Source organism: Pseudonocardia sp. Ae505_Ps2 (assembly GCF_001932425.1).
Lineage (GTDB): Bacteria > Actinomycetota > Actinomycetes > Mycobacteriales > Pseudonocardiaceae > Pseudonocardia.
In genome coordinates, this window is the sequence record NZ_MCIP01000001.1 from 961976 (window position 1) to 986861 (window position 24886).

At 73.8% G+C, this 24886-nt stretch carries 24 protein-coding genes and 1 pseudogene; 12 read left to right on the forward strand and 13 right to left on the reverse strand.

All coding sequences use genetic code 11. The annotated features are described in order from the left end of the window. Positions 1-36 precede the first annotated feature (36 nt). The 3 genes from mdo to Ae505Ps2_RS04385 all read left to right on the forward strand — a co-directional run bounded on the left by mdo (position 37) and on the right by Ae505Ps2_RS04385 (position 4297). Complete coding sequence (gene mdo, locus Ae505Ps2_RS04375) at positions 37-1329, forward strand: NDMA-dependent methanol dehydrogenase (RefSeq protein ID WP_020626210.1); 1293 nt, start codon at positions 37-39, stop codon at positions 1327-1329. A 136-nt stretch (positions 1330-1465) separates the two neighbouring features. Beyond that, positions 1466-2743, forward strand: a complete 1278-nt coding sequence (locus Ae505Ps2_RS04380; RefSeq protein ID WP_075309867.1) for a MoxR family ATPase — start codon at positions 1466-1468, stop codon at positions 2741-2743. Between the two features lie 12 nt (positions 2744-2755). Beyond that, positions 2756-4297: a VWA domain-containing protein gene (locus Ae505Ps2_RS04385; protein WP_075309865.1), complete on the forward strand. Its 1542-nt coding sequence runs from the start codon at positions 2756-2758 to the stop codon at positions 4295-4297. Positions 4298-4336: 39 nt separating this feature from the next. Here Ae505Ps2_RS04385 and Ae505Ps2_RS04390 read toward each other — a convergent pair whose 3' ends face one another. Continuing rightward, positions 4337-5332, reverse strand: a complete 996-nt coding sequence (locus tag Ae505Ps2_RS04390; protein WP_075333939.1) for a zinc-binding alcohol dehydrogenase family protein — start codon at positions 5330-5332, stop codon at positions 4337-4339. A 131-nt stretch (positions 5333-5463) separates the two neighbouring features. On the opposite strand from Ae505Ps2_RS04390, the gene Ae505Ps2_RS04395 reads away from it, so the two are divergent. Both Ae505Ps2_RS04395 and mftM read left to right on the forward strand, forming a co-directional pair. Continuing rightward, positions 5464-6066 (forward strand): hypothetical protein, encoded by a 603-nt coding sequence (locus Ae505Ps2_RS04395; protein WP_139318906.1) that lies wholly within the window; start codon positions 5464-5466, stop codon positions 6064-6066. Positions 6067-6191: 125 nt separating this feature from the next. After that, a complete protein-coding gene (gene mftM, locus Ae505Ps2_RS04400; RefSeq protein WP_075553425.1) occupies positions 6192-6902 on the forward strand; it encodes a mycofactocin oligosaccharide methyltransferase MftM in 711 nt (236 codons plus the stop codon). Here mftM and Ae505Ps2_RS33100 read toward each other — a convergent pair. The 3 genes and pseudogenes from Ae505Ps2_RS33100 to Ae505Ps2_RS04410 form a co-directional block, all read right to left on the reverse strand. Beyond that, positions 6856-7011 (reverse strand): DUF418 domain-containing protein, encoded by a 156-nt coding sequence (locus Ae505Ps2_RS33100; RefSeq protein ID WP_349289845.1) that lies wholly within the window; start codon positions 7009-7011, stop codon positions 6856-6858. The two genes, mftM and Ae505Ps2_RS33100, sit on opposite strands and share 47 nt — an antisense overlap. Positions 7012-7102: 91 nt before the next feature. Then, positions 7103-7783, reverse strand: a pseudogene (locus tag Ae505Ps2_RS33105) (DUF418 domain-containing protein); the annotation flags it as partial. A 199-nt stretch (positions 7784-7982) separates the two neighbouring features. Next, on the reverse strand, positions 7983-8582 hold the full coding sequence (locus Ae505Ps2_RS04410; RefSeq protein WP_020626203.1) for a hypothetical protein: 600 nt from the start codon (positions 8580-8582) through the stop codon (positions 7983-7985). A 110-nt stretch (positions 8583-8692) separates the two neighbouring features. Here Ae505Ps2_RS04410 and Ae505Ps2_RS04415 point away from each other — a divergent pair, with 110 nt between their 5' ends. After that, positions 8693-9928: a histidine kinase gene (locus Ae505Ps2_RS04415; RefSeq protein WP_083695323.1), complete on the forward strand. Its 1236-nt coding sequence runs from the start codon at positions 8693-8695 to the stop codon at positions 9926-9928. Beyond that, positions 9925-10566, forward strand: coding sequence for a response regulator transcription factor (locus Ae505Ps2_RS04420; protein ID WP_075309853.1), 642 nt, complete (start codon positions 9925-9927; stop codon positions 10564-10566). Before Ae505Ps2_RS04415 ends, Ae505Ps2_RS04420 begins: the two co-directional genes overlap by 4 nt. Positions 10567-10599: 33 nt before the next feature. On the opposite strand, the gene Ae505Ps2_RS04425 is transcribed toward Ae505Ps2_RS04420, so the two are convergent. The 5 genes from Ae505Ps2_RS04425 to thiC form a co-directional block, all read right to left on the reverse strand. Beyond that, the gene (locus Ae505Ps2_RS04425) at positions 10600-11418 is read right to left on the reverse strand and encodes a xanthine dehydrogenase family protein subunit M (protein WP_075553426.1); all 819 of its coding nucleotides are present in this window, start codon (positions 11416-11418) and stop codon (positions 10600-10602) included. Further along, positions 11415-11963, reverse strand: a complete 549-nt coding sequence (locus tag Ae505Ps2_RS04430; RefSeq protein WP_075309849.1) for a (2Fe-2S)-binding protein — start codon at positions 11961-11963, stop codon at positions 11415-11417. The genes Ae505Ps2_RS04425 and Ae505Ps2_RS04430 overlap by 4 nt, the downstream gene beginning before the upstream one ends. Continuing rightward, the gene (locus Ae505Ps2_RS04435; RefSeq protein WP_075553427.1) at positions 11960-14221 is read right to left on the reverse strand and encodes a xanthine dehydrogenase family protein molybdopterin-binding subunit; all 2262 of its coding nucleotides are present in this window, start codon (positions 14219-14221) and stop codon (positions 11960-11962) included. The genes Ae505Ps2_RS04430 and Ae505Ps2_RS04435 overlap by 4 nt, the downstream gene beginning before the upstream one ends. Positions 14222-14412: 191 nt before the next feature. Further along, complete coding sequence (thiD, locus tag Ae505Ps2_RS04440; protein WP_139318905.1) at positions 14413-15264, reverse strand: bifunctional hydroxymethylpyrimidine kinase/phosphomethylpyrimidine kinase; 852 nt, start codon at positions 15262-15264, stop codon at positions 14413-14415. Between the two features lie 196 nt (positions 15265-15460). Beyond that, a complete protein-coding gene (gene thiC / locus Ae505Ps2_RS04445) occupies positions 15461-17098 on the reverse strand; it encodes a phosphomethylpyrimidine synthase ThiC (protein WP_075309843.1) in 1638 nt (545 codons plus the stop codon). A 199-nt stretch (positions 17099-17297) separates the two neighbouring features. On the opposite strand from thiC, the gene Ae505Ps2_RS04450 reads away from it, so the two are divergent. Continuing rightward, entirely contained in the window at positions 17298-17729 is a 432-nt protein-coding gene (locus tag Ae505Ps2_RS04450) for a nitroreductase family deazaflavin-dependent oxidoreductase (RefSeq protein WP_075309841.1), read from the forward strand. 55 nt (positions 17730-17784) lie between these two features. Here the strand turns inward: Ae505Ps2_RS04450 and Ae505Ps2_RS04455 are convergent, their stop codons facing one another. Together Ae505Ps2_RS04455 and Ae505Ps2_RS04460 are read right to left on the reverse strand one after the other, a co-directional pair. Continuing rightward, positions 17785-19896, reverse strand: a complete 2112-nt coding sequence (locus Ae505Ps2_RS04455) for an FtsX-like permease family protein (protein WP_075553428.1) — start codon at positions 19894-19896, stop codon at positions 17785-17787. After that, positions 19893-20705 (reverse strand): ABC transporter ATP-binding protein, encoded by an 813-nt coding sequence (locus tag Ae505Ps2_RS04460; protein WP_075554171.1) that lies wholly within the window; start codon positions 20703-20705, stop codon positions 19893-19895. Before Ae505Ps2_RS04460 ends, Ae505Ps2_RS04455 begins: the two co-directional genes overlap by 4 nt. 120 nt (positions 20706-20825) lie before the next feature. Here Ae505Ps2_RS04460 and Ae505Ps2_RS04465 point away from each other — a divergent pair, with 120 nt between their 5' ends. Then, complete coding sequence (locus tag Ae505Ps2_RS04465; protein WP_158071542.1) at positions 20826-21989, forward strand: histidine kinase; 1164 nt, start codon at positions 20826-20828, stop codon at positions 21987-21989. Then, positions 21986-22630: a response regulator transcription factor gene (locus Ae505Ps2_RS04470; RefSeq protein ID WP_226361709.1), complete on the forward strand. Its 645-nt coding sequence runs from the start codon at positions 21986-21988 to the stop codon at positions 22628-22630. The genes Ae505Ps2_RS04465 and Ae505Ps2_RS04470 overlap by 4 nt, the downstream gene beginning before the upstream one ends. Positions 22631-22636: 6 nt before the next feature. On the opposite strand, the gene Ae505Ps2_RS04475 is transcribed toward Ae505Ps2_RS04470, so the two are convergent. After that, the gene (locus Ae505Ps2_RS04475; protein ID WP_139318904.1) at positions 22637-22912 is read right to left on the reverse strand and encodes a hypothetical protein; all 276 of its coding nucleotides are present in this window, start codon (positions 22910-22912) and stop codon (positions 22637-22639) included. Between the two features lie 107 nt (positions 22913-23019). Beyond that, the gene (locus Ae505Ps2_RS04480) at positions 23020-23601 is read right to left on the reverse strand and encodes a peptide deformylase (protein ID WP_075309834.1); all 582 of its coding nucleotides are present in this window, start codon (positions 23599-23601) and stop codon (positions 23020-23022) included. A gap of 204 nt (positions 23602-23805) precedes the next feature. Between Ae505Ps2_RS04480 and Ae505Ps2_RS04485 the strand changes: the two genes are divergently transcribed. Together Ae505Ps2_RS04485 and Ae505Ps2_RS04490 are read left to right on the forward strand one after the other, a co-directional pair. Further along, the gene (locus tag Ae505Ps2_RS04485) at positions 23806-24123 is read left to right on the forward strand and encodes a DUF3263 domain-containing protein (protein WP_020622870.1); all 318 of its coding nucleotides are present in this window, start codon (positions 23806-23808) and stop codon (positions 24121-24123) included. A 16-nt stretch (positions 24124-24139) separates the two neighbouring features. Next, positions 24140-24838, forward strand: coding sequence for a LytR C-terminal domain-containing protein (locus Ae505Ps2_RS04490; RefSeq protein ID WP_075309832.1), 699 nt, complete (start codon positions 24140-24142; stop codon positions 24836-24838). Positions 24839-24886 lie beyond the last annotated feature (48 nt).

Consider the following 24886-nt stretch of genomic DNA (forward strand, 5'->3'; position numbering starts at 1 on the left):
CCCCGACCCCATCCGCCTGCCTCAGAAAGGGCTGACATGCAGGTAGACGAGCTGCTCAAGCCGTTCCCCATCAAGGAGTTCCACCCGTTCCCTCGCGCGCTCATGGGCCCGGGGTCGCACGAGCTGATCGGCCCCGAGGCGCTCAAGCTGGGCTTCAAGAAGACCCTGGTGATGACGTCGGGCCTGCGCGGCACCGACATCGTCCACAAGATCGTCGAGTCGATGAAGTACCACGGCCTCGAGGTCGTGCTGTACGACAAGGTCGAGTCGAACCCCAAGGACTACAACGTCATGGACGCTGTGGGCCTCTACCAGCAGAACAACTGCGACTCCTTCGTCTCCATCGGCGGCGGCTCCTCGCACGACGCCTGCAAGGGCGCGCGCGTCTCGGTCGCCCACGACGGTCGCAACGTCAACGAGTTCGAGGGCTTCAACAAGTCCGAGAACCCGGCCAACCCGCCGCACATCGCGGTCTCCACCACGGCCGGTACCGGCTCGGAGACCTCGTGGGCCTACGTCATCACCGACACCACGACCGACCCCGACAACCCGCACAAGTACGTCGCCTTCGACGACGCGTCGGTCACCACCCTCGCGATCGACGACCCGGTGCTCTACTACGACTGCCCGATCGACTACACCGCGCAGTGCGGGTTCGACGTGCTCGCCCACGCCTCGGAGCCCTACGTCTCGCGGCTGGACTTCCAGCCGTCGCTGGGCAACGCCCTGCACGCCATCAAGCTGACCTCCCAGAACCTGCGCAAGGCCGTCTGGAACGGCCAGGAGCTCTCCGGCCGCGAGGGCATGATGTACGCGCAGTACATCGCCGCCCAGGCGTTCAACTCCGGTGGTCTCGGCATCATCCACTCGATCAGCCACGCTGTGTCGGCGTTCTACGACACCCACCACGGCCTGAACAACGCCATCGCGCTGCCCCGCGTGTGGGCGTTCAACATGCCGGTGGTCTACGAGCGCTTCGCCGACATCGCCGAGGCCATGGGTGTCGACACCCGCGGCATGACCAAGCCGCAGGCCGCCGACGCGGCGCTCGCCGCGTCCATCCGGCTGCTGCGCGACGTGGGCATCCCGGAGAAGTTCGCCGACGTCAAGCAGGACACCTACTCGAAGAACCGGCTCGGGGTCGGCCCGACCAAGTTCTACGAGAACGCGCCCACCATCATCGGCGACGCGGCCGACGTCGACCGGATCACCAACCACGTCCTCGGCGACGCCTGCACCCCGGGCAACCCGAAGGAGTGCACGTTCGAGACCGTCCGCCCGGTCGTCGACCACTCCATCAACGGTGACCTGGACGACCTGCTGACCTGATCCGCAGGTCAGGAGGTCCACCGTCGCACCGGCGGGCCCAGCCGTCCGAGGCGATACTCGGGTGGGTGGGCCCGCCGGCCGCGGCCCCGCTCGTCCCCGCACCAGAGCCGGTGCAGTCCGCGAAGGAGATACCCGAGTGTCCGAGGCTGTCGTCCCCACGGTGACCGAGGCGGCGGAGGCCGTCGCCTCGACCGGCCCCTTCGAGTCCGTCGACCAGGTGGTCGAGACCCTGCGGGAGCAGGGCTACATCGCCGACACCCGCCTGGCGACGACGGTGTTCCTGCTGACCCGCCTGGACAAGCCGCTGCTGCTGGAGGGACCCGCCGGGGTCGGCAAGACCGAGCTGGCCAAGATGCTCGCCGTCGCCACCGGGCGCCGACTGCTGCGTCTGCAGTGCTACGAGGGCCAGGACGAGACCAAGGCCCTGTACGAGTGGGACTACGGCAAGCAGCTGATGTACACCCAGATCCTCCGCGAGAAGATCGGGCAGCTCGTCTCCGACGCCCCGGACCTCGCCTCCGCGGTCGACCGCATCGGGTCCCAGGAGAGCGTGTTCTTCTCCGAACGCTTCCTCGCGCCGCGTCCGCTGCTGGAGGCCATCCGCTCCGAGCAGCCCGTCGTGCTGCTGATCGACGAGGTCGACCGCGCCGACGAGGCGCTGGAGGCCGTACTGCTGGAGACCCTGGGCGAGTTCCAGATCTCCGTCCCCGAGATCGGGACCTTCGTCGCGACGCAGCGCCCGTACGTGCTGCTGACCTCGAACAACACCCGGGACCTCGCCGCCGCGCTCAAGCGTCGCTGCCTGCACCTGTTCCTCGACTACCCGTCGGCCTCCCGCGAGCTGGAGATCGTGAAGTCGAAGAAGACCGGGCTGTCGGACCAGCTGGCCGAGGAGCTCGTCAACGTCGTGCGCGGACTGCGCGAGCTGGAGCTGCGCAAGTCGCCGTCGATCTCGGAGACCATCGACTGGGCCCGCACGCTGGCCGTCCTGGGCGTCGGCGAGCTGAGCTCGCAGGTCCTCTCCGACACCGTCTCGGTCGTGGTCAAGTACGACAAGGACGTCACGAAGGCCCTGGACGCGCTGCCGCGGCTGGTCGACCCGAACGCGGTCGTCGCCGAGCACGGCCACGGACACGGGCACGGCCATGGGCATGGACACGGCCACGACGGCGACCACGACCACGACGAGCCCGCCGCCCCGCCGGCGCGCACCGCGGGCGCCCGTGGCGACGACCCGGACGACGGCGACGTCGACGGCCGCGCCAAGCGCGCGGCGAAGGACCAGGCGGGCCGGCACGGCGGCATCTACGGCGGCCTCCCGGGCGGCGTGGCCCCGCCGCCGTCGGCGATCCGGAAGGTCTCGCCCGGCCAGGGCACCCGCTCCTTCGGCGGCTCCCGCAAGCGCCCGGTCTGATCGGGCGTCGGCATGGAAGCGAGCATCCACCGCTTCGTCCGGCTCCTGCGGATCCGGTCGGTGCGCATCTCGGTCTCCGAGGCGCTCGACGCGATGGCCTGTGCCGCCCAGCCGGGAGTGCTGTCCGACAGGTCGGTGCTGAAGGAGGCGCTGCGCATCGCGCTGATCAAGGACCGCCGCGACGAGGCGACCTTCGACGAGGTCTTCGACCTGTTCTTCTCCCTGGTCAGGGTGGGCGAGGCCGAAACGGGTCACGGCCACGGGCACGGGCACGGCGACATGTCCGACGACACCCCGCTGGAGAACTTCACGCTGTCCGAGGAACCGTCGGAGACCCCCCAGGAGGGCCACGACCACGGCTCCCCGGTCGACATCAAGGAGTTCTTCGACCCGGAGGACCTGGCCGAGCAGTACAACCTGCACCAGGAGGCCAACAAGATCGACATGGCCTCGATGACGGACGAGATCGTGCTCTCCAAGGAGCAGGCAGGCGACGTCGCCGACGGCCAGCGCGTCCAGATCGAGACCGACCGGTTCTCCGGCGGTGGCCGGCCCGGTGACATCTCCCAGCAGCAGGGCACGAAGGTCGACGCCGACCTGTCGGTCGCCCAGCAGGACGCGCTGCTGGGCTGGCTGAACTCCGAGGAGGACCGGCTCTCGGAGTCCGAGCAGGGGACCGAGGACGACGCGGCCGCCCTGCGCCGGCGTCTCACCGGGGTGCTCGACAACCTCCCCGAGCTGCTCAAGGCCCACCTGGAGAAGCTGCTCGCGATCGAGCAGCGGATCGTCGAGGGCCACGACGACGCCGAACGCGTCGCCGAGGTCGACCGGGCGAACGAGTCCGAGCGCATGCAGCTGGAGGAGTCGCTGCGGCGGCTCGCGAAGTCACTGCACGGCGCGCTCACCCACCGCAGAAGGGTCTCGCCGCGGGGCCGGATCGACTCGGCCCGGACCATGCGCAGGAACATGCGCTACGACGGCGTCCCCTTCTCCCCGGTCACCGTGCAGCGCCAGGAGGACAAGCCGCGCTTGGTGGTGCTGACCGACGTCTCGCTGTCGGTCCGGGCCACCGCACGGTTCACCCTGCACCTGGTGCACGGTCTGCAGGACCTGTTCGGCCAGGTGCGCTCGTTCGCGTTCGTCGCCGACCTGGTCGAGGTGACCGACCTGTTCGCCGACCACCCCGTCGAGCACGCCCTCGGGCTGATCTTCGGCGGCGACCAGCTCGACGTCGACGCGAACTCCCACTACGGCCTGGCCTTCGGCCAGTTCCTGGAGGACCACGGCTCGGCGGTCACCCGGCGCACCACGGTGCTGGTGCTCGGCGACGGCCGGGGCAACGGCAACGATCCCAACATGGAGGCGTTCGTCGAGATCACCCGGCGGGCCAGGGAGACGATCTGGCTGACCCCGGAACCGCGGTACTCCTGGGGGCTGGGTCGCTGCGACCTGCCCGCCTACGCCGAGTACTGCGACCGCGTCCGCGTGGTCCGGGACCTGTCCGGCTTCGAGGCCACGACCAACGAGATGGCCGGCGAGCTGATCGGCCGCTGACCCCGGCCCCGTCCCCCGATGGCGCACGAACCCCCGGGGTCAGCGCTCGACGACGATCTTCCCGACGGTGCTGCCGGACTCGATGAGCCGGTGCGCCTCGCGGACCGACTCGGCGGTCAGTCCCTGCAGCCGCCGCGTCTCGGTGCTGCGCAGCTCGCCGGCGTCGACCAGGCGGGCGACCTCGTCCAGGATCTCCCGCTGCACCGTCGAGGTCGGCTCGGACAGCGGCCGGGTGAACATCAGCTCCCAGTGCCAGGCCTGCGACTTCGTCTTCAGCGGCAGGGTGTCCAGCCCCTCCGGCTCGTCGATGGCGACGACGATGCCGCGCGGGGTCATGAGCTCGGCGTAGGCCTCGACGTTGCCCTCCGAGACCGGTGAGAACACGTACTGGACGCCGTCCGGAGCGGCCGCACGGACGGTCGTGACGAGGTCGTGGTGGTCGGCGATCGCGTGCGCGCCCATCGCGCGGGCCCAGTCCGCGGACTCCGCCCGCGACGCGGTGCCGACCAGGGTCAGCCCGGTGCGGCGGCCGAGCTGCAGGACCATCGAGCCGACGCCGCCCGCGGCGGACACCACGAGCAGGGTGCCGGTGGACTCGGCGGTGACCCGCAGGTGGTCGTGCAGGCACTCCCAGGCCGTGAGCGAGGTCAGCGGCAGCGCGGCAGCGGCGGCGAAGTCCAGGCTCGAGGGCTTGCGGCCGACGATGCGCGAGTCGACGAGCTGACGGTGGGCGTTGCTGCCGGGCCGGTCGATCGCGCCGGCGTAGTAGACCTCGTCGCCGGGGGTGTACCCCTGCACCGACGCCCCCACCCCGACGACGACGCCCGCCGCGTCGTACCCGAGGACCTTCGGCCCGTCGGCCGGGTCGAAGGAGGCACGGACCTTGCGGTCGACCGGGTTCACCGAGACGGCGCGGACGTCGACGAGCAGGTCGTACGGTCCGGGGTCGCCGACCTCGATCTCCGAGTCCACCAGGGCCCCGGGATCCTCGATCGGCAGCGGGCGGGGTGCGACGACGGCGGGGACGAGAGCCATGACCGAACGCTAACCGCGCGAGCGTCCGGCCGCGCACCGCGCCGGCCCCCGGGATGGGCCGTTCGGCCCATTTCGGACCGCGCGGCGGCCGCCCCACGTATCATCGGGGGTCCCTTCGGAAGGCGGGCCGTGTGGTGGGTGAGGGTGGGCTGGTCGTCCGGGCCGTCGGGCGGGTGTGCACGGCGCTGTGGGGCTACACGCCCGGGGTGATCCCCGCGATGGTCGCCACGATGGGCAGCGGTCCCGCGCTGCGCTGGTTCGCCGCGAACTTCCCGCGTTTCCTGGTCACCCTGCGTGTGCTGGGCCCCGTCCGCACCCACCTGGCCGGGCTCACGATCTCCCTGGTGAACGGGTGCACGTACTGCGCCTACGGCCGCGCGCACGCCCTGGAGCTGATCCACCTGCGCGACCGGGGCCGGTTGTTCCCGCTCGACGCCCGCACCCTGGAGAGCTGGAACGGGCTGTCCCGCCGCGAGATCGGGCTGCGGTTGCGCGGTGTGCTCGAACAGGCCGGGATGCACGCCGAGGTGATCTGGGTGGACCGGACCCTGGCCCTGCTGGACGGCGCCCCGCCCGTCGACGCCGACGAGCGCCGCATCGCCCACCTGTGCCGGATGGTCGGCACCATGAACGCGATCGCGGTCGCCGCGGGGACCGTCCCGGACGGCGCCCACGACCCGGTCAACAAGGACACCGCGCTGAAGGCCCGGCTGCTCGCCGCGCAGACGGTCTGAGCCCCCGGACGCCGGCACTCGCCCCCCACCGTCCGGACGGGGAGGGACCGGGCCGTCGGACGTGGTGCGGCGTACCGGTGACCGCCTAGCGTGGCGTGGGTCCCCCGCACGCACAGGAGCGATCCATGATCGGAACCGACCGGCTCTCCAACGACCTCGCCGGCTGGCTGGACCGCACCCTGGTGCAGCCCGGGATCCTGCCGGCCGAGCGCTTCGAGGAGGCGTTCGTCGCCTGCGTCGCGAGCGCCGCGAAGGACCCCGAGCTCCCGGACGACGCGTGGCTCGCCTTCTACCGCAACACCCTCGACGCGCTGGTCGGAGAGCCCGAGCCGGGCGGCACCAACGCCGAGATGGCGCCGGTGCACGCCCGCGCCCGGTCCCTCGTGCTGGGCGAGGAGGTGCTGGAGCTCGGCTGCTGCTTCGGCTTCCTGTCGCTCCAGCTGGCCCGCGACGGCCACCGCGTCACCGCCACCGACCTCACCGGCGGCACCGTCGAGCTGCTGCCCCGGATGGCGCCGCAGCTCGGCGCCGACCTGGAGACCCACGTCGCCGACGCGCGTGCCGTCGCGCTGCCCGACGGGTGCGCGGACACCGTGTTCGCCGTGCACCTCGTCGAGCACCTGTCCGAGTCCGACGGCGACGAGGTCGTCGCCGAGATGCTGCGCCTCGCCCGGCGACGGGTGGTCGTCGCCGTCCCGTTCGAGGACGAGCCGAACCCCGCCTGGGGTCACGTCCGGGTCTTCGACGAGCGCGTCCTGACCCGGATCGGGGAGCGCACCGGCCGGTCGTTCACGGTGTCCGAGCACCACGGCGGCTGGCTGGTGATCGACCTCTGAGCAGGGCGTGGGTGAGCGCCTCCAGCGGGCCGCGGTCGTGGCCGCGCAACCACCACCCCGCCGCCGCGGCCGAGCCGGCGACGACGAGGGCCCACACCGCGACGACCACCCCGGTCCGCAGCGGCGCCGGCAACGCCGACGAGCGCCCCGGCCAGGCCGAGCCCCCAGGCGCCGAACAGGACCGCGGCCACGACGTTCTGGCCGACGTAGCAGGTCATCGCGGTCCGGCCGAGCGCGGTGAGCCCGCGCCGCACCGGGCCGGCCGGACCACGCAGTCGCGCCAGGACCTCCGGCACCAGGCCGAGCAGCCCCAGCGCGACCAGCGGTGCCACCAGGTAGCGCTCGACGAGGAACCACGGGGCGCCGCCGAGCGTGGTGAGCAGGGTGAGCACCACCCCGACGGCCCCGGTGCCGATCAGCCGCCGGCGCAGGGTGACGGCGGCGGTGTCGAACAGGCCGGCGCGCAGCAGGGCCGACCCGGCCAGGAACAGCGCCACCGCCGACGGGACGATCAGCACGAGCTCGACCCGGTAGAGCAGCGGGTCGGTCAGCCGGGCGGCGACCTGTCCGGTCCAGGTCGCCGGGTACGGCGGGAGCGGCACGTCGGCCCCGGTGCTGCCGGCCGTCGCGACGGACGCGCCGACCACGAGCAGCACCGTGACCGCCCCGGCGACGCAGGCCGCCGCCGTCCGCACCCGCGCCGACCGGCCCACCAGCCACGCGACCAGCACCGAGGCGATCGCGTAGCCCATCAGCACGTCGAACTCGAAGACCAGCACGTAGTGCAGCAGTCCCTCGGTGAACAGGATCCCGGCCCGGGCGAGGTAGCGGCCGGGCCACCGCAGCCCGCGGCGCACCGCGGAGCGGTACTGCAGCTCCATCCCGATGCCGAACAGCAGGGTGAGAAGTGCGAGGAACTTGCCGTTCGCGACGGCGCGGAGCGCGGTGTCGAGCCACCACCCCGCGGAGAACCCGGCGAACACCGCACCCGGCCCGCGCGGGTCGGCGAACACCCAGACGTTCGTCGCGAAGGTCCCGGCGATCGCGAGGCCGCGCAGCACGTCCGGCGCGGCGAGGCGGTCACCGGGCACCGGAGCGCTCCCGGTCGTCGGTACCGGGGAACACCGTCGCCCACAGCGGCCCCGCGACGAACCAGATCCCGGCGATCAGCGACGCCGTCGCCAGCCAGGACCACATCGGGTCCCCCGACCAGGCACCCGGCGCCGGGACCGCGCGGCCGCCGACCACCGACAGCAGCACCAGCACCGCCGCCGTGATCACCCAGGCGGCGACGACCTTGCCGTACTCGCGCCACTCGTACCGCATCCGGGCGGCCCCGCCCCGGGGCGGGCGTACCGGTGCCGGGCCGCCCGCGAAGCGGTGGGCGAACCGGACGTCGGCCCAGCGCACCAGCGAGTGTCCGAACGCGACGGTGATCCCGAGGTAGAGCGCGGCCAGCCCGTGCACCCGCGACGGTTCGCCGCCGGTCGCCAGGTCCACCGTCGAGGCGGTGACCAGCACGAGGTCCATCAGCGGCACCCCCAGCAGCAACACCGCACCCAGGCCCCGGCGACGCAGCACGTAGCGCGCCCCCAGCCCGGCCAGCAGGAACACCCAGAACCCGATCTCGGCGCCGACGATCAGCCACAGCAGCGGCTCGGCGAACAACGACTCCCCCATGGCCGGCGATCGTGCCGCCCCGCCCGCGGTGGCGCGTCCGGCGTGCGACCGATCCGCGCGTACCACCTTCGACGGACGCGGCGCGGGCGCCGGGCGTGCTGGGATGAGGTGTGATCACGTACCTGGTGAACCGCGACGGCGGCGCACCCTCGGTGCTCCGCGACGCCGGGACGGGCGTCGTGTGGTTCGTGGTCGGGCTGCTGCTGATCTGGGCGCTGCCCGACGCGGGGATCGCCTGGTCCGGCGCGGGGTCAGGAGGGGCGACACCGGCGTCGCTGCTGTTCATGGGGGTGGGCTGCGCCGCGTCGGTGCTGCGCCGGATCGCGGTGCCCGCCGGGCTGCTGGTCGGCACGGCGGCCGTGGTCGCGGGCCCCGTCCTGGAAGGCCGGACCGAGATCGGGACCGTGCTCGTGTTCACCGACCTGCTCTACTGCGCCGTGGTGTTCCCGCCGTGGCGCACCGCACGGGCGGTCGCCGTCGCTGCCGGTGGGGTCGCCACCGTCCTGGGCGTCGTGGCACTGCTGACCACGGGCATGCGCACCGGCACCTACGCGGTGCTCAACCTGACGCTCGTCGTCGGGCTCCCACTGGTCTGGGGGCTGGAGGTGCGCCGGTTCCGGGACCTGGCGGCCGTCGAGCGGGAGCGGGCCGCCGCGGTGGAGCAGACAGCGGCCCGGGAGCGGGACGCCGCCGTCGCCGCGGAGCGGGCCCGGATGGCCCGCGACCTGCACGACGTCGTCGCCGGTCGGCTGTCGGCGATCGCGCTGCAGTCCGAGGCGGCGCTGCAGCCCGGCGCCGACCCGGCGTTGGTCCGGCAGGTGCTGGGGACGGTGCGGTCCTCCGGTGTCGCCGCGCTCGGGGAGATGCGCACGATGATCGGGCTGCTGCGCGACGGCGACACGGCCGACCCGCCCGGGGCGCCCGCCCGGCTGTCCGAGGTCGACGCGCTGCTCGACGAGGCCCGCGCCGCCGGCCTGTCCCCCGTCCTGCACGACGAGCGCGGCGCGGACCCGCTGCCCGCCCCGGTCGACCTCGCCGGGTACCGCATCGTGCAGGAGTCGCTGACCAACGCCGCGAAGCACGCACCCGGCTCGCAGGTGACGGTGCGCCTGAGCCTCCACTCCGATGCCCCGGGCCGGCTGCTCGTCGAGGTCCGCAACGGCCCCGGGCGGCGCCCCGCGGCGGCTCCGGGGCTGCACGGCGGCACCGGCCTCGACGGCCTGCGCGAGCGCGCCCGTGCCGTCGGAGGGACCCTGCACGCTGGCCCCGACGGCGACGGCTGGCTGGTCCGGGCCGATCTGCCACTGGCCGCCGTCGCCCCGGACACCGACGTGGTGGCGCGATGACCGTGCGGGTGGTCGTCGCCGACGACCAGGAGGCGGTCCGCACGGGGCTGGTGCTGATCCTGGGCTCGGCCCCGGACATCGACGTCGTCGCCGAAGTGGCCGACGGGCTCTCGGCCGTGCGGGCGGCCGCGGAGCACCGGCCCGACGTGGTGCTGATGGACATCCGGATGCCCGGCATCGACGGCATCGAGGCGACGCGGCGGATCCTCGCCGGGGGCGGGCCGACCCAGGTCCTGGTGCTGACCACGTTCGACCTCGACGAGCTCGTCGACGGCGCGCTCGCGGCCGGGGCTGCCGGGTTCCTGCTGAAGTCGGTCGACGCGACCCGGCTGACCGACGGCGTGCGGGCCGTGGCCCGCGGCGAGGGAGTGCTGGCACCGGAGGTGACCCGGCGGGTGATCCGCCGCTACGCGGGGGCGCCGCGGCCGTCGTCGGTACCGGGGCTGGAGACGCTCACCGCGCGCGAGACCGACGTGCTCGCCGGGCTGGGCCGCGGGCTGTCCAACGCCGAGCTGTCCGCGGAGCTGGTCATCTCGGAGGGGACGACGAAGACGCACGTGTCCCGGGTCCTGGCGAAGCTGGGCCTGCGCTCCCGCACCCAGGCCGCGATCGCCGCCCAGGAGGCCGGGCTCGTGTGAGCCCGGCCCCCGGTGCTCGGTCGGCGGGGTGGCTCAGCCCTGGCCGCGCGCCGTCTCGAGCGCGCGCCGGGTCAGCACCTGCACCAGGTGGGTGCGGTACGCGACCGACCCGTGGGTGTCGGCCGGCGGCTCGGTGCCCTCGGCGGCCAGCGCGGCCGCCTCGGCGACCGAGCGCCCGTCGGCGAGGGCCTGCTCGGTCGCGGACGCCCGCAGCGCGGTCGACCCCATGTTGACCAGGCCTATCCGGTCACCGGACACCGCGACGGCGACGATGGCCCAGTCGTTGCTGCGCCGGGTGAACTTCTCGTACGCCCAGCCCTGGTCACCGCAGCGCGGGATCCGGATCTCGACGATCAGCTCGTCGGGCTCGCGGACGGTGGTGAACACGCCGGTGTAGAACTCGCCGATCGGCACCGAGCGCTTCCCGCGCGGCCCCTGCAGGACGACGGTGGCGTCCAGCGCGAGCAGCGCGGCGGGCAGGTCCGCGGCCGGGTCGGCGTGCGCGACGGTGCCGCCGAGCGTGCCGCGGGCCCGGATCTGCGGGTCACCGACGGTGCGGGCGACCGCTCCGAGCAGCGGCACCTCGGCCGCGACCTCGGCGGAGTCGACCACGTCGCGGTGCTTGGTGCCCGCACCGACGGCGAGCTCGTCGCCCTCGACACGGATGTAGGACAGCTCCGGGAGCCTGCCGATGTCGATCAGGAACTCCGGCGCGCCGAGGCGCACCTTCATGACCGGGATCAGCGAGTGGCCGCCGGCCAGGACGCTGGAGTCCTCGCCCTTCTCGGCGAGCAGCGCGATGGCGTCGTCGAGGGTGTCCGGGCGGGCGTAGTCGAACGCGAGGGGGATCATGCGCCGGCCTCCCCGCGGGAGAAGCCGGGCGCGGTACGCAGCGCGTCGGACTCGGCCTCGGCCTTCTGCGCGGCGTCCGGGTCCTTCCCCGCGGCGACGAGCACCGCGCGCACGATGTTGTGGTAGCCCGTGCAGCGGCAGAGGTTGCCCTCCAGGCCCTCGCGGACCTTCCGCTCGTCCAGGTCGTCGTCGTGGCTGATCAGCGACACCGCGGACATGACCATGCCCGGGGTGCAGAAGCCGCACTGCAGCCCGTGCTCGGACCGGAACGCCGCGGTGACCGGGTGCTCGGGGCGGCCCTCGGCGGCGCCGTCGAGCCCCTCCATGGTGGTGACCGACTGCTGGTCGGCCTGCACCGACAGCACGGTGCACGACTTGACCGCGTCCCCGTCGAGCAGCACGGTGCACGCGCCGCACGACGTGGTGTCGCAGCCGATGTTGGTGGCCTTCAGCCCGACGGTCTCCCGCAGGTAGTGCGCGAGCAGCTGACGGGGCTCCACGTCGGCACTGGTGGGCTCACCGTTGACGGTGATCTCGACCTTCACTTGGAGGCCTCCTGGATGGCTTCCCAGACCCGCATCGGGGTCAGGGGCATGTCGATGTGCGTGACGCCGAGGTGGGACAGGGCGTCGATGACCGCGCTCTGGGTGGCGGGGGTGGAGCCGATCGTCCCGGCCTCGCCGATGCCCTTGTAGCCCATCGGGTTGACCGGCGTCGGGGTCGTCATCTCGACCAGGTCGAAGCTGGGCAGCTCGGCGGCCGACGGGATGCCGTAGTCGGCGAAGGTGCCGGTGAGCGGCTGCCCCTCCTCGTCGTAGATGACCTCCTCGAGCAGCGCCTGCGCGATGCCCTGGGCGATCCCGCCGTGCCGCTGACCGTCGCAGAGCAGCGGGTTGAGGATGGGTCCGGCGTCGTCGACGGCGACGATCTTCTCGACCGTCACCTTGCCGGACTCGGTGTCCACCTCGACGACGCAGACGTGCGCGCCGAACGGGAAGGTCGGCTTCTTGCCGTCCCAGGTCGTGTCGACCTTGAGCTGCTCGGAGGCGGCCAGCTCGGCCAGGGTCACCGACTTCGCGCCGGGGACGCCCCTGACGGTGATCGCGGCGTGCTCGGGGTCGAGCTCCAGGTCGTCCACGCCCGCCTCGAGCAGCTCCGCGGCGCGCTGCTTGGCCAGGTCGACCAGCTCGGCCGAGGCCTGGTGCACCGCGACGCCACCGGTCTGCAGCGAGCGCGACCCCATGGTGCCGCCGCCGCGCGGGACGAGGTCGGTGTCGCCGTGCTTGACGGTGATCTTCTCGATCGGGACGCCGAGCTGGTCGGACGCGAGCATCGCCCACGCCGTGGCGTGGCCCTGCCCGTGCGGGGACGTGCCGGTCAGCACGGTCACCGAGCCGTCCGGGTGCACCTCCACCGACGCGTCCTCGGCGAACGCACCGCCACCGGTGATCTCGACGTAGGAGGAGACGCCGATGCCGAGCTGGCGGGCGTCGCCGGACTCCCGGCGGGCCTTCTGCTCGGCGCGCAGCCCGGCGTAGCCGGACTTCTCCAGGGCCAGGTCGATGGCCTTGGCGTACTCGCCGGAGTCGTACTCGACCCCGCCCTTGGTCTGGAACGGGAACTTGTCCGGGGCGACCACGTTCAGCTTGCGGACCTCCGCCGGGTCCTTGCCGATCTCGGCGGCGAACAGGTCCATCGCCCGCTCGATCGCCGCGGTCGCCTCCGGTCGCCCGGCGCCGCGGTAGGCGGCGATCGAGGTCGTGTTGGTGACGACGGTGCGCGCGCGGGAGTCGACGTTCGCGATGTCGTAGGTGCCGGGCGCCATCATGCGGGTGAACATCGGCAGGAAGGTCCCGAGGCGCGGGTAGGCGCCCAGGTCCTGCACGACGTCGATCCGGTAGTGGGTGACCCGGCCCTCACTGGTGCCGCCGATCGTGACGGTCTGGCGCTGGGCGCGGCCCTGCACCATGCCGGTCATGTTCTCCGAGCGGGACTCGTTCCAGCGGACCGGGCGGCCCTGCCGGCGTGCGAGCCAGGCGACGAGACCGAACTCCGGGTCCGAGCCGATCTTCGCGCCGAAGCCGCCGCCGACGTCGGGGAGCACGACCCGCACCTTGTCCTTGTCCAGGCCCAGCCAGCCGGCGATCTCGTCGCGGCCGCCCTGGGCGTTCTGGTTGGACATGTAGACGGTGACGTGGTCGCCGTCCCAGACGGCACTGGCGGCGCGGGTCTCCAGCGGGGCCGCGGCCAGCCGCTGGTTCACCAGGTCCCGGGAGACGACGACCTCGCAGCCGTCGAAGAACGTGGCGTCCTGCTCCTCGTCGTGCCCGTAGGCGGCCGCGGTGTTGGTCCCGGCCTCGGGGAACAGCAGGGTCTCGTCACGGACCGCGGCCAGCGGGTCGATCACGACGTCGAGGGGCTCGTACTCGACGTCGACCAGCTCGGCCGCGTCCTCACCCTGGTAGAACTCCTCGGTGAGGACCGCCGCGACCGGCTCGCCGACGAACCGCACGCGGTCGGTGGCGAGGAACGGGCGGGTCATGGCCTTGTTGGCGCCCGGGAACAGCAGCGCCGGGGCGATGTCGAGGTCGGCCCCGGTGACGACGGCGACGACGCCGGGCGACGCGAGCGCCGCCGAGGTGTCGATCGAGGTGATCGTCGCGTGGGCCAGCGGGGAGCGGACGAGCGTCAGGTGCAACGCCCCGGTCAGCCGCTCCTCGGTCAGGTCGTCGGTGTAGGTCGCGCCGCGCGTGAGGAAGACCGGATCCTCGGTGCGGACGACGCGGGTGCCCAAGATGCTCATCGCGCGGAAGCGTATACACCTCCACCGGCAAGTGCGATGCAGACCACAGCGACCGATCCCCAGGTCAGGGCACCCTTCGCGGAGCGACGCGCGAGCCGGGATCCGCATCTGCGGCCCGCCGGGGCCCGGTCGTTCCCGACCTCGGATTTGTTGAGATCGCATCCATCTCGCATCCAAGGGGGTGCGCAGGGTCAGTCGTCCTCCTCCCACCACGGCCGCACGGCCCACAGCGGGGACACCGGGCCGTGCCCGGCGCCCAGCGGGTAGGCGTGCCGGACCGCCTCGACGATGTAGCGCTTCCCGAAGCGCACCGCCGCCTCCAGCTCCATCCCGCGGGCGAGCCCGGACGCGATCGCGGCGGCCAGGGAGTCCCCGCCGCCGTGGGTGTGGCCGGTGTCGAAACGCGGGCCGGGCAGCTCGACGACCGTGTCGCCGTCGTAGAGGAGGTCCAGGCAGCCGTCGGTGTCCTCGGCGAGGTGGCCGCCCTTCACCAGGACCGCGCGCGGGCCGAGCGCGTGCAGCGCCTTCGCCGCGGCGTACTGGCCCGCGCGGTCGTGGACGTCGTGCTCGACGAGCAGCCGGATCTCGTCGAGGTTCGGTGTGACCAGCGTGGCCCGCGGGAACAGCGTGTGCCGGTAGGCGTCCAGCGCCTCGGCGGCCAGCAGCGGGTCCCCGTGCATCGAGGCCGCGACCGGGTCGACGACCAGCGGCGTGGCCCGACCGGCGCCGATGTCGCATCCGTCGCAGGCCCGCGCGACGGTCTCGATGATCTCGGCGTTCGCGAGCATCCCGGTCTTCGCGGCCTGCAGCCCGATGTCGGAGGCGACCGTGGCGATCTGCCCGGCGATCGTCTCGACCGGGACGGTGTGCACGCCGGTGACCCCGACCGAGTTCTGCACGGTCACCGCACAGACGGCGAGGCAGCCGTGCACCCCGCAGGCGGCGAAGGTGCGCAGGTCCGCGGCGATGCCCGCGCCACCGCCCGAGTCGGTGCCCGCGATCGTCATGACCCGGGGCGGGGTGGTGCCGACGGTGGGCTCCATGGACGTGTCCTCCCTGGCCGGCATTACCCGGCCGGTACGCGGTCGGCGACGCCGGTCCCGGTGGGACCCGGCCGCCCTCTCAGCCCGCCTGTTCCGCGAGCTCCCGCGTCGTGCGTGGTCGCCGACGACGGTAGACGGTGCCGGGGCCGCGGGTGGGATCCCGCGGCCCCGGCGGGGCACGCCCCGGTCCGGTGCCTCAGTCCGCGGTGGCGATCGGCAGGTACACCCGGCCGCCCTCGTCGCGGAACTCCCCGGACTTCTCCGCCATCCCGGCCTCGATCGCCTCGACGCTGGTCAGCCCGTGCGCCTCGGCGTAGTCGCGGACGTCCTGGGTGATCCGCATCGAGCAGAACTTCGGCCCGCACATCGAGCAGAAGTGCGCCGTCTTCGCGGGCTCGGCCGGCAGCGTCTCGTCGTGGTAGGCGGTCGCGGTGTCCGGGTCGAGCGAGAGCGCGAACTGGTCGCGCCAGCGGAACTCGAACCGCGCCGCCGACAGCGCGTCGTCGCGGGCCTGGGCGTGCGGGTGGCCCTTGGCCAGGTCCGCGGCGTGCGCGGCGATCTTGTAGCTGATCACCCCGACCTTGACGTCGTCGCGGTTCGGCAGCCCCAGGTGTTCCTTGGGCGTGACGTAGCAGAGCATCGCGGTCCCGGCCTCGGCGATGCGGGCGGCGCCGATCGCGGAGGTGATGTGGTCGTAGCCGGGCGCGATGTCGGTGGCCAGCGGGCCGAGGGTGTAGAACGGCGCCTCGTCGCACCACTCCTCCTCCAGCCGCACGTTCTCGACGATCTTGTCCATCGGGACGTGGCCGGGGCCCTCGATCATGACCTGCACGTCGTACCCGCGCGCGATCCGCGTCAGCTCGCCGAGGGTGGCGAGCTCGGCGAGCTGGGCCTCGTCGTTGGCGTCGGCGATCGAGCCGGGGCGCAGGCCGTCGCCGAGGGAGAACGTGACGTCGTAGCGGCGGAGGATCTCGCACAGCTCGGCGAAGTGGGTGTACAGGAACGACTCGGTGTGGTGCGCCAGGCACCACGCCGCCATGATCGAGCCGCCGCGGGAGACGATCCCGGTGACCCGCTTGGCGGTCAGCGGGACGTGCCGCAGCAGCACCCCGGCGTGCACGGTCATGTAGTCCACGCCCTGCTCGCACTGCTCGAGCACGGTGTCGCGGTAGATCTCCCAGCTCAGCGCGGCCGGGTCCCCGTTGCACTTCTCCAGGGCCTGGTAGATCGGCACGGTGCCGATCGGGACCGGGGAGTTGCGCAGGATCCACTCGCGCGTCTCGTGGATGTCCTTGCCGGTGGACAGGTCCATCACGGTGTCGGCGCCCCACCGGGTCGCCCACACCATCTTCTCCACCTCCTCGGCGATCGAGGAGCTCACCGCGGAGTTGCCGATGTTGGCGTTGACCTTGGTGAGGAACCGCTTGCCGATGATCATCGGCTCGCACTCGGGGTGGTTGCGGTTGGCCGGGATCACCGCGCGGCCGCGGGCGACCTCGGCGCGGACGAGCTCCGCGTCGCACCGCTCACGGACGGCGATGTAGGCCATCTCGGGGGTGACGATCCCGGCCCGTGCCCAGGACATCTGGGTCCCCGGCTCCCGCGACCCGACCCACGGCTCCCGCAGCCGGGGCAGCCCGGCGTGCAGGTCGACGGTCGCGTCGGAGTCGGTGTACGGGCCGGAGGTGTCGTAGACGTCGTGGTGCTCGCCGTTGGAGAGCGAGATCCGCCGGACCGGGACGGTGATGCCGTCCGGGCCCTCGATCCAGGCCTTGGCCGAGCCCTGGATCGGGCCGGTGGTGACCTGCTGCGGACGCACTGGTGCCGTTGTCATGACGGTCCTCCCTGGCCGGCATTACCCGGCCGGTTCTGCGGTCGGCGACCGGCGAGTCGCCCTCTCAGCCCCGCGCGACGGAGCTCCCGCGTGTTCAGTTGGTCGTGCACCGGCACCGTAGGCACCGTCCGGCGACGAACACCAGCCCCTCACCCGGCTGCGAGGAATGATCACCGGTGGTATCGGGTTCTCCACCGGTATGACGCAGAACGCTGAGCTCTCCCCGACCGACTGGGTCCGCGAGCAGACCGAGAAGATCCTCGAGAACGGCACCACCGAGGGCGTCACCGTCATGGACCGCCCGATCGTGCTGGTCACGACCACCGGCGCGAAGTCCGGCAAGAAGCGCTACGTGCCGGTGATGCGCGTCGAGCACGACGGTTCGTACGCGATGATCGCCTCCAAGGGCGGCACCCCGGAGCACCCGGCCTGGTACCACAACGTGGTCGCGAACCCGCAGGTCCAGGTCCAGGACGGCACGCAGACCGGCACGTTCGTGGCCCGCGAGGTCACCGGCGACGAGCGCCAGGAGTGGTGGGACCGCTCCGTCGAGGCCTACCCGCCCTACGCCGAGTACCAGGAGAAGACCTCCCGGGTCATCCCGGTGTTCGTGCTGGAGCCCGCGAACTGACCCACCGGGGCCACCCGCGCGCCCGACCCCCCGGTCCGGGCGCGCGGGTACGCGCTCACGCCGCGACGACGCCGTGCGCGGGCTCGATCCGCCCGGCGCGGCGCAACGGCCCCACCGACGCGAGCACCGCGACCGCGACCACCGCGACCGCCAGCCCGGCGAGCTGCCCCAGCGGCGGCACCGTGAGCGATCCGAGGCCGGACGCCGTCAGCGCCAGCAGGCCGTAAACACCTCCCAGCACGACGCCGAGCACCGCCGCGACCGCGCCGGCGAGCGCCGCCTCGATCGCGACCGCGCGCCGTGACGCGGCCCGCGACAGCCCGAGCGTGCGCAGCAACGCGATCTCCCGGGTCCGTTCGCTGACCGACAGCGCCAGGGTCACCCCGATCCCGACGACCGCCACCAGCAGCGTCACTCCGACCAGGCCCAGTCCGACCCCGCGGACGGCGCCGACCGTGGTCTCGGCCTGTTCGCGCAGCTCCGCGGTGAACGCGACCGGTGCGTCGCCCGCGGCCCGCACCACCGCGGTCCGCACGGCCACCGGGTCGACCCCCGGCGCCGGGTCGACGAGCACGAGGCCGTCGGCCTCCCGGGCGGTCAGCTCGGGCACGGCGTCGAGCCGGGCCGCGAGCGACGCGGCCTCGCCGGCGTCGGCGTACACGACGATGTCGGCCGGGTAGTCCCGTTCGAGGGACGCCGTGACGTCCGCCGAGGCGCCTGCCACGGCGACGAGCATCGCTGCGGTCAGCCCCACGCCCAGCGACAGCACCGTCGTCATCGCCGCGGTACGCCGCGACATCCGTCGCGCGTTGCCCACCGCGATCCGCCCCGGCGCCCACCGCGCGACGACCGGCGCCACCAGCGCCGCGGCGCCGGACACCACGAACGGCCCGGTCGCCACGAGCGCCGCGAACACCAGCATCCCGGACAGCGCAGCCAGCACCAGCCCGCCCAGCGGGCTCCCCATGGCGACGCCGGCGACGGCGAGCAGCACCGCCAGGACGAGCGAGACCGCGGCGAGCGACAGCCGCACCCGGGCCCGCGGCGCGCGTGCACCGCTCGCGTCCGCCGCGCCGAGCGCCACCACCGGCGGGGTCCGGCCGGCGGCGAGCGCCGGGGCCAGCGCTGCCAGCACCGTCACGACGACGGCGAGCAGCACGCATCCCGCGATCCGCCCCCACGGCACCACGAGCGCCGGGGCGTTCATCCCGGCCGCGCCCGCCGCCGCCAGGGCGACCCACCCGCCCGCGACGGCGACGGCTGCCCCGGCGACCCCCGCGACCAGCCCGGTGAGCGCCGCCTCGGCCAGCACCGACCGCACCACCTGCCCGCGGCCCGCACCGACGCAGCGCAGCAGCGCCAGCTCACGGGTGCGGCGGGCCAGCACGATCCGGAACGTCGAGGCGACCACCACGGCCGCGGCGACCAGCGCCAGCCCGACGAACACCGACAGCCCGGCCAGCAGCGCGTCCGCCGACGCCGAGGCCGACGCCAGGTCCTCGGTGCGCTGGTCGTCGGCGGTCCGGACCCCGGTGACGCCCGGGACGGCGGCGAGCGCGGTCGGGTCCGGCTTCCCGGCAACCGCGGTGCGGTAGGCGGACAGCCCGGCGGCGGCCGGGTCGTCGTCGCGGACGACGAGCGAGTCGATGCCCTCGGAACGGACCGGCACCACCCCGGTGACCGTCAGCGTGCGGTCGCCGAGGCCGACCGTGGCGCCGGGGGCGAGCCCGGTGCGCTCCGCGGTGCTCGCCCCGACCAGCGCCTCCCCCGGGCCGGCGGGCAGGCGACCGGCCGTCAGCGGCTCCAGCCCCTGCAGCGGCCCGGTCATCGGGTCGGTGCTCAGCAACCAGGTGCCGCTCGCGCCGCCCGCGACGACGGCGACCGCACCCGACCGGGAGGTCGACACCGCGGTCACCCCCGACAGCGCGCGCAGCCGGCCCTCCAGCTCCGTCGTGGCGGCCCCCGACGAGGTGTCGGTCTCCAGGGCGAACGTCGCGCCCGCGGGCACCGACGACGTGTTCCCCAGGAGGTCGGCGCGCAGGCTCGCCGTCAGCAGCACCGCCGCGGCGGCGAACACCGTCGCCACCAGCACGGCGAGCCCGGTCAGCAGCAGCTGACGCGGGCTGCGCCGGGCCCCGGCGACGGCCGCGCGGGTCGCCGGGTTCACCGGGCCACCGGACCGGTGATCGTGGCGTCGGCGATCGCGGGGGCGCCGGTGCCGGTGAGCGCGCCCATCGCGGACAGCACCCGGTCCGGGCTGGGCCGGTCCAGCCGGCCCGCGGCACGACCGTCGCGCAGCAGCAGCACCTGGTCCGACGCCGCGGCCGCCAGCGGGTCGTGGGTGACCATGACGACGGTCTGGCCGTAGTCGTCCACGCAGGCCCGCAGCAGGCCCAGCAGCTCACGCCCGGAACGGGTGTCGAGTGCGCCGGTCGGCTCGTCGGCGACGACGATCTCCGGGCGGCCCAGCAGCGCCCTGGCCACCGCGACGCGCTGGCGCTGCCCGCCGGACAGCTCCGAGGGCAGGTGGGTGAGCCGGTCACCGATGCCCAGCCGCTCGACGAGCTCGGCCCGCCACGCGTGGTTCGGCCGGCGCCCGGCCAGCGAGGCCGCGAGGTCGATGTTCTCGCCCGCGGTCAGGTGTGGCAGCAGGTTGCCGTCCTGGAAGACGAATCCCATCCGGTCACGCCGGACGCGGGTCAGCGCGGACTCGTTCAGGGCCCCCAGGTCGGTCTCGCCCAGCAGCACCTGCCCCGACGTCGGCCGGTCCAGACCGGCCAGGCAGTGCAGCAGCGTGGACTTGCCCGAGCCGCTCGGCCCCATCACCGCGGTGAACCGGCCCGCGGGCAGCCACAGCGTGACCCCGTCCAGCGCGCGGACCGCGGCCCGGCCGCTCCCGTAGGTGCGGACCAGGTTCACCGTCGCGGCGGCGATCCGCTCGGGCACGTCGGCCGGATTCCGCGAACCATGGATCATGGCGCTCACGGTGCCGTCGGGAGGGCGCCGGGGCATCAGCCCGTGGTACGGAGTTCACCGAGGGGTCGTCGTACTTCCGACCGAGGGCGACGGGCCACGGCGCGCCCTACCGTGATCACCATGAACGCCGGAACACGCCGCGGCCGGAACATCCTGGTCGGGCTCGAGCTGCTCGCCTACCTGTTCTGGGCGCTGTGCGACGCCGCCCTGGGCCTGAGCTCGGGCGTCCAGGTACCGAGCGGCGCGGTGTACGGCCTGCTCGTGGCGGGCGTCGTGCTCCTCCGGTACCGGACGGGCACCCGCCCGCTCCCCGTCGCGGCGATCGCGTTCGGGCTGTCCGTGTGCGGCTCGGTCGGGGCCCTGCTGACCGGCGGGATCCCGTTCCTGTCGCTGACCGAGCTGTTCGCACTGGCCGTGGTCACGGTGTCGACGGTGCGGACCGCACCGGTCCGGGCGGTGATCGTGACGGCGGCGGTGTCGCTGTGCGTCATCGTGAGCATGCCGCTGCTGCGCGTGCCGGGCATCGACCGCGAGGTGTTCGCCAGCCTGACCGTGGTCGGCTGGGCCGGCACGATGGTCGTCGCGACCGCGGCGCGCGAGCTGTGGCAGCGCCGCTCGGCCCGGCTCGCCCAGACCCGCAACGAGGAGCGGCTCGAGCTGGCCCGCGAGCTGCACGACACCGTCGCCCACCACGTCACCGCGATCGTGGTGGCGGCGCAGGCCGGCGTGGTGGTCGCGGGCAGCCGCCCGGAGGAGGCCGGCCGGGCCCTGGAGGCGATCGAGCGGGCCGGTGCCGAGGCCCTCGACGGGATGCGCCGCATGGTCGGCGTGCTGCGCTCGGGCGCCGGGGACGACACCGGGGACGGGGCCGTGCGCACCCCCGGACACGGCCTCGACGACATCGAGGACGTCGTCGCCCGCTTCGACCCCGACGGCGGCCGGGCCCGGCTGGAGATCGCACCCGAGGTGCGGACGGCCCGGCTCGGCCCGGCCGTCGCGGCGACCGCGTTCCGGGTGGTGCGCGAGGCACTGACCAACGTGCACCGGCACGCGCCCGGCGCGAGCAGGGTGTCGGTCGGCCTCCATCTGCAGGCGGGCAGGCTGGTGACCGTGGTGCACAACGACGGGACCGGGACGGAGAACCCGCTGCGCGACCCGGGCGGGTACGGGCTGGCGGGGATGCGGGAGCGGGTGGAGGCCCTCGGCGGGTCGCTGCACGCCGGGGCGGACGGCCCCGGCCGGTGGATCGTCGTCGCCGAGGTGCCGGCCGGGGACGGCCGGTGAACGCGATCCGGGTCCTGCTCGCCGACGACCAGGAGATGGTGCGCACCGGGTTCGGGCTGATCCTGTCCGCCGAGGACGGCATCGAGGTCGTCGGGGAGGCCGCCACCGGCACCGACGCCGTCGCCATGGCCCGCGAGCTGCGCCCGGACGTCGTGCTCATGGACGTCCGGATGCCGGGGATGGACGGGATCGCCGCGACCCGCGCGCTGACCGCGGACCCGGACCCGCCGCGGATCGTGGTGGTCACGACGTTCGACCTGGACGAGTACGTCTACGGTGCGCTGCGCTCGGGCGCCTGCGGGTTCCTGCTGAAGACGGCGGGCCCGCGGCTGCTCGTCGAGTCGGTCCGCGCCGCCGCGGCGGGCGACGCGCTGGTGTCGCCGTCGGTCACCGTGCGGCTGCTGGAGCGGCTGACCGAGCCGGAGCCGGCCCGCGCCGACGTCCACGCCACGCTCTCACCGCGCGAGCTGGAGGTCGTGAAGGCGGTCGCCCGCGGCCGGACGAATTCCGAGATCGCCGGGGACCTGTTCGTGTCGCTGTCGACGGTGAAGACCCACATCGCCAACATCGGGTCCAAGCTCGACGCCCGCAACCGGGTGGAGATCGCGGCGTGGGCCTGGGAGAACCGTCTGGTCGAGTAGCGCCGTTCAGACCCGGGCGGCGTTCCGGCCGACCGGGGTGAGCGGGCGGCGCTGCGCCGGGATCCGCAGCGGGGCGACGACGTCGCCGAGCGCCTCCGGGTACGCGGTGGGCGCGGCCGACAGCAGCGCGGGCACGTCGTCGTCGGGCAGCGGGACCTGCGCACCGAGCTGGGCGGCGCCGCGCTCGGACGCGCGGGCGTCCCACAGCTCGAACAGCGGCTGCGCGGCCATGACGAGCAGCACGGCGAGGACGGGGAGGACTGCGAGGATCGTGAGCACCATGGCGTCCACGATGCCCCCGGGGAGCACCCCGCCACATCGGTCGTGGGGCCGGTTCTCCCAGGTCGACCCCTAGTACCGGGGTATGACTCCCGGGGTCGACCCCGGGGTCATCCCCGGGGGACGTCCTCCGCCTCGACGGCCGACGGGTCCCAGGAGTCCGACGGCGAGCCCCAGCCGTTGCGCTTGAGCATCTTCTTCGCCGCGCGCTGGTGGCGGCCCATCAGCCGGTCCAGGTACAGACGCCCGTCGAGGTGGTCGGTCTCGTGCTGCATGCAGCGGGCGAAGAAGCCGCGCCCCTCGTACGACACGGGCTCGCCGTCGAGATCGGTGCCGGTCACCCGGGCCCACTCCGCCCGGCCGGTCGCGAAGTTCTCGCCGGGCACCGACAGGCAGCCCTCCTGGTCGTCGTCCGGGTCCGGCATGATCTCCGGGATCTCCGAGGTCTCCAGCACCGGGTTGACGACGAGCCCGCGGCGCATGGTGCGGGTCTCCTCGTCGGGGCAGTCGAAGACGAACAGCCGCAGGTCCACGCCCACCTGGTTGGCCGCGAGGCCGACGCCGTTCGCGGCCGCCATCGTCTCGAACATGTCCTCGACCAGCGTCCGGACCGAGTCGTCGACCGTGACGACGGGGCGGGTGGGGGTGTGGAGCACGGGGTCGCCGACCATGCGGATGCGCAGAACCGTCACCGGAGCAGCCTACGGTCGCCGCCGGAGGTGACCCGGCCGGGCGGTTTCGTTGTGGACCGACCCGCTCTCCAGGCGCGTCGCGGCCGGGGACCGTCGGTCCCCTGTGGTTGAATCCGCACCGCGAATGACAGACGTGTCGTTCGTCGTCGCGGTGCCCGGGCGGGGCCGCCGCAGTACGAGATCGTCGTCCGCTCGAGGAGCGTGATGGAGTCCGCCGGGTCCCTGCCGGAACGCCGCGGAGCGCACCGGCGCACCGCTGCCGTGTCCTCCCGCGAGCTCGACCGCCGCGAACGCGAGATCCTCGCGTTCGAGGCCCAGTGGTGGAAGTACGCGGGTGCCAAGGAGCAGGCGATCCGCGAGCTGTTCGACATGTCGGCCACCCGCTACTACCAGGTGCTGAACGCCCTGGTCGACAAGCCGGAGGCGCTGGCGGTGGACCCGCTGCTGGTCAAGCGCCTGCGCCGGCTGCGCTCCAGCAGGCAGCGCACCCGCGCCGCCCGTCGCCTCGGCCTCGAGCCCTGACAGCCAGGAGGTCACGATGACCGCACCCGCGTCCGGTGGGCAGTCACCGCTGAAGATCGCCGGTATCGCGCTGGTCGGCGTCGGTGTGGTCGCCGCTGTCGTCGGCCTGATCGGCCTCACCGGCGGCGGTGAGGACGGCGGCAACCAGGCCGCGCCTCCGTCGGCGTCGGCCGAGCCCGCCCCGGCCCCCGCTCCGGGGGACGGCACCGGCGACGGCGCCGTGCCCGGCACCGGCGCCACCCCCGCCCCGGGCACGCCCGGGGAGACCTCACCGTTCACCCCCGGAGCGCCCGGCACGCCGGGCTCCCCCGGGTACGAGGGCGCCGGCCCGGCCGTCGCCGCGCCGCCGCCCGCCGCGGGCTCCGGCCCCGGCTCCGCGGGCCAGGGCGGCTCCGGCTCCGCCGCCGGAGAGGGGTCCGCGGTCGTGGCCCGTCCGGTCGTGCGGATCTACAACAACTCGACCATCCGCGGTCTCGCCGAGAAGGCGGCCGGGGAGTTCCGTACCAACGGTTGGACCGTGTCCCAGGTGCAGAACTACTCCCAGGGCGTCATCCCGACCACGACCGTCTACTACCGGCAGGGCACCACCGAGAAGGCCGCGGCCGAGGAGATCGCGAAGAAGTTCGGCATCCGTTCTGAGCCCCGCTTCGACGGCATCCAGGACGCGACGCCCGGCGTCATCGTCATCGTGACGCGGGACTTCTCCGCCGCCTGACCCGACCGACCGCAGCGGCCCCGGACGATCCGTCCGGGGCCGCTGCGC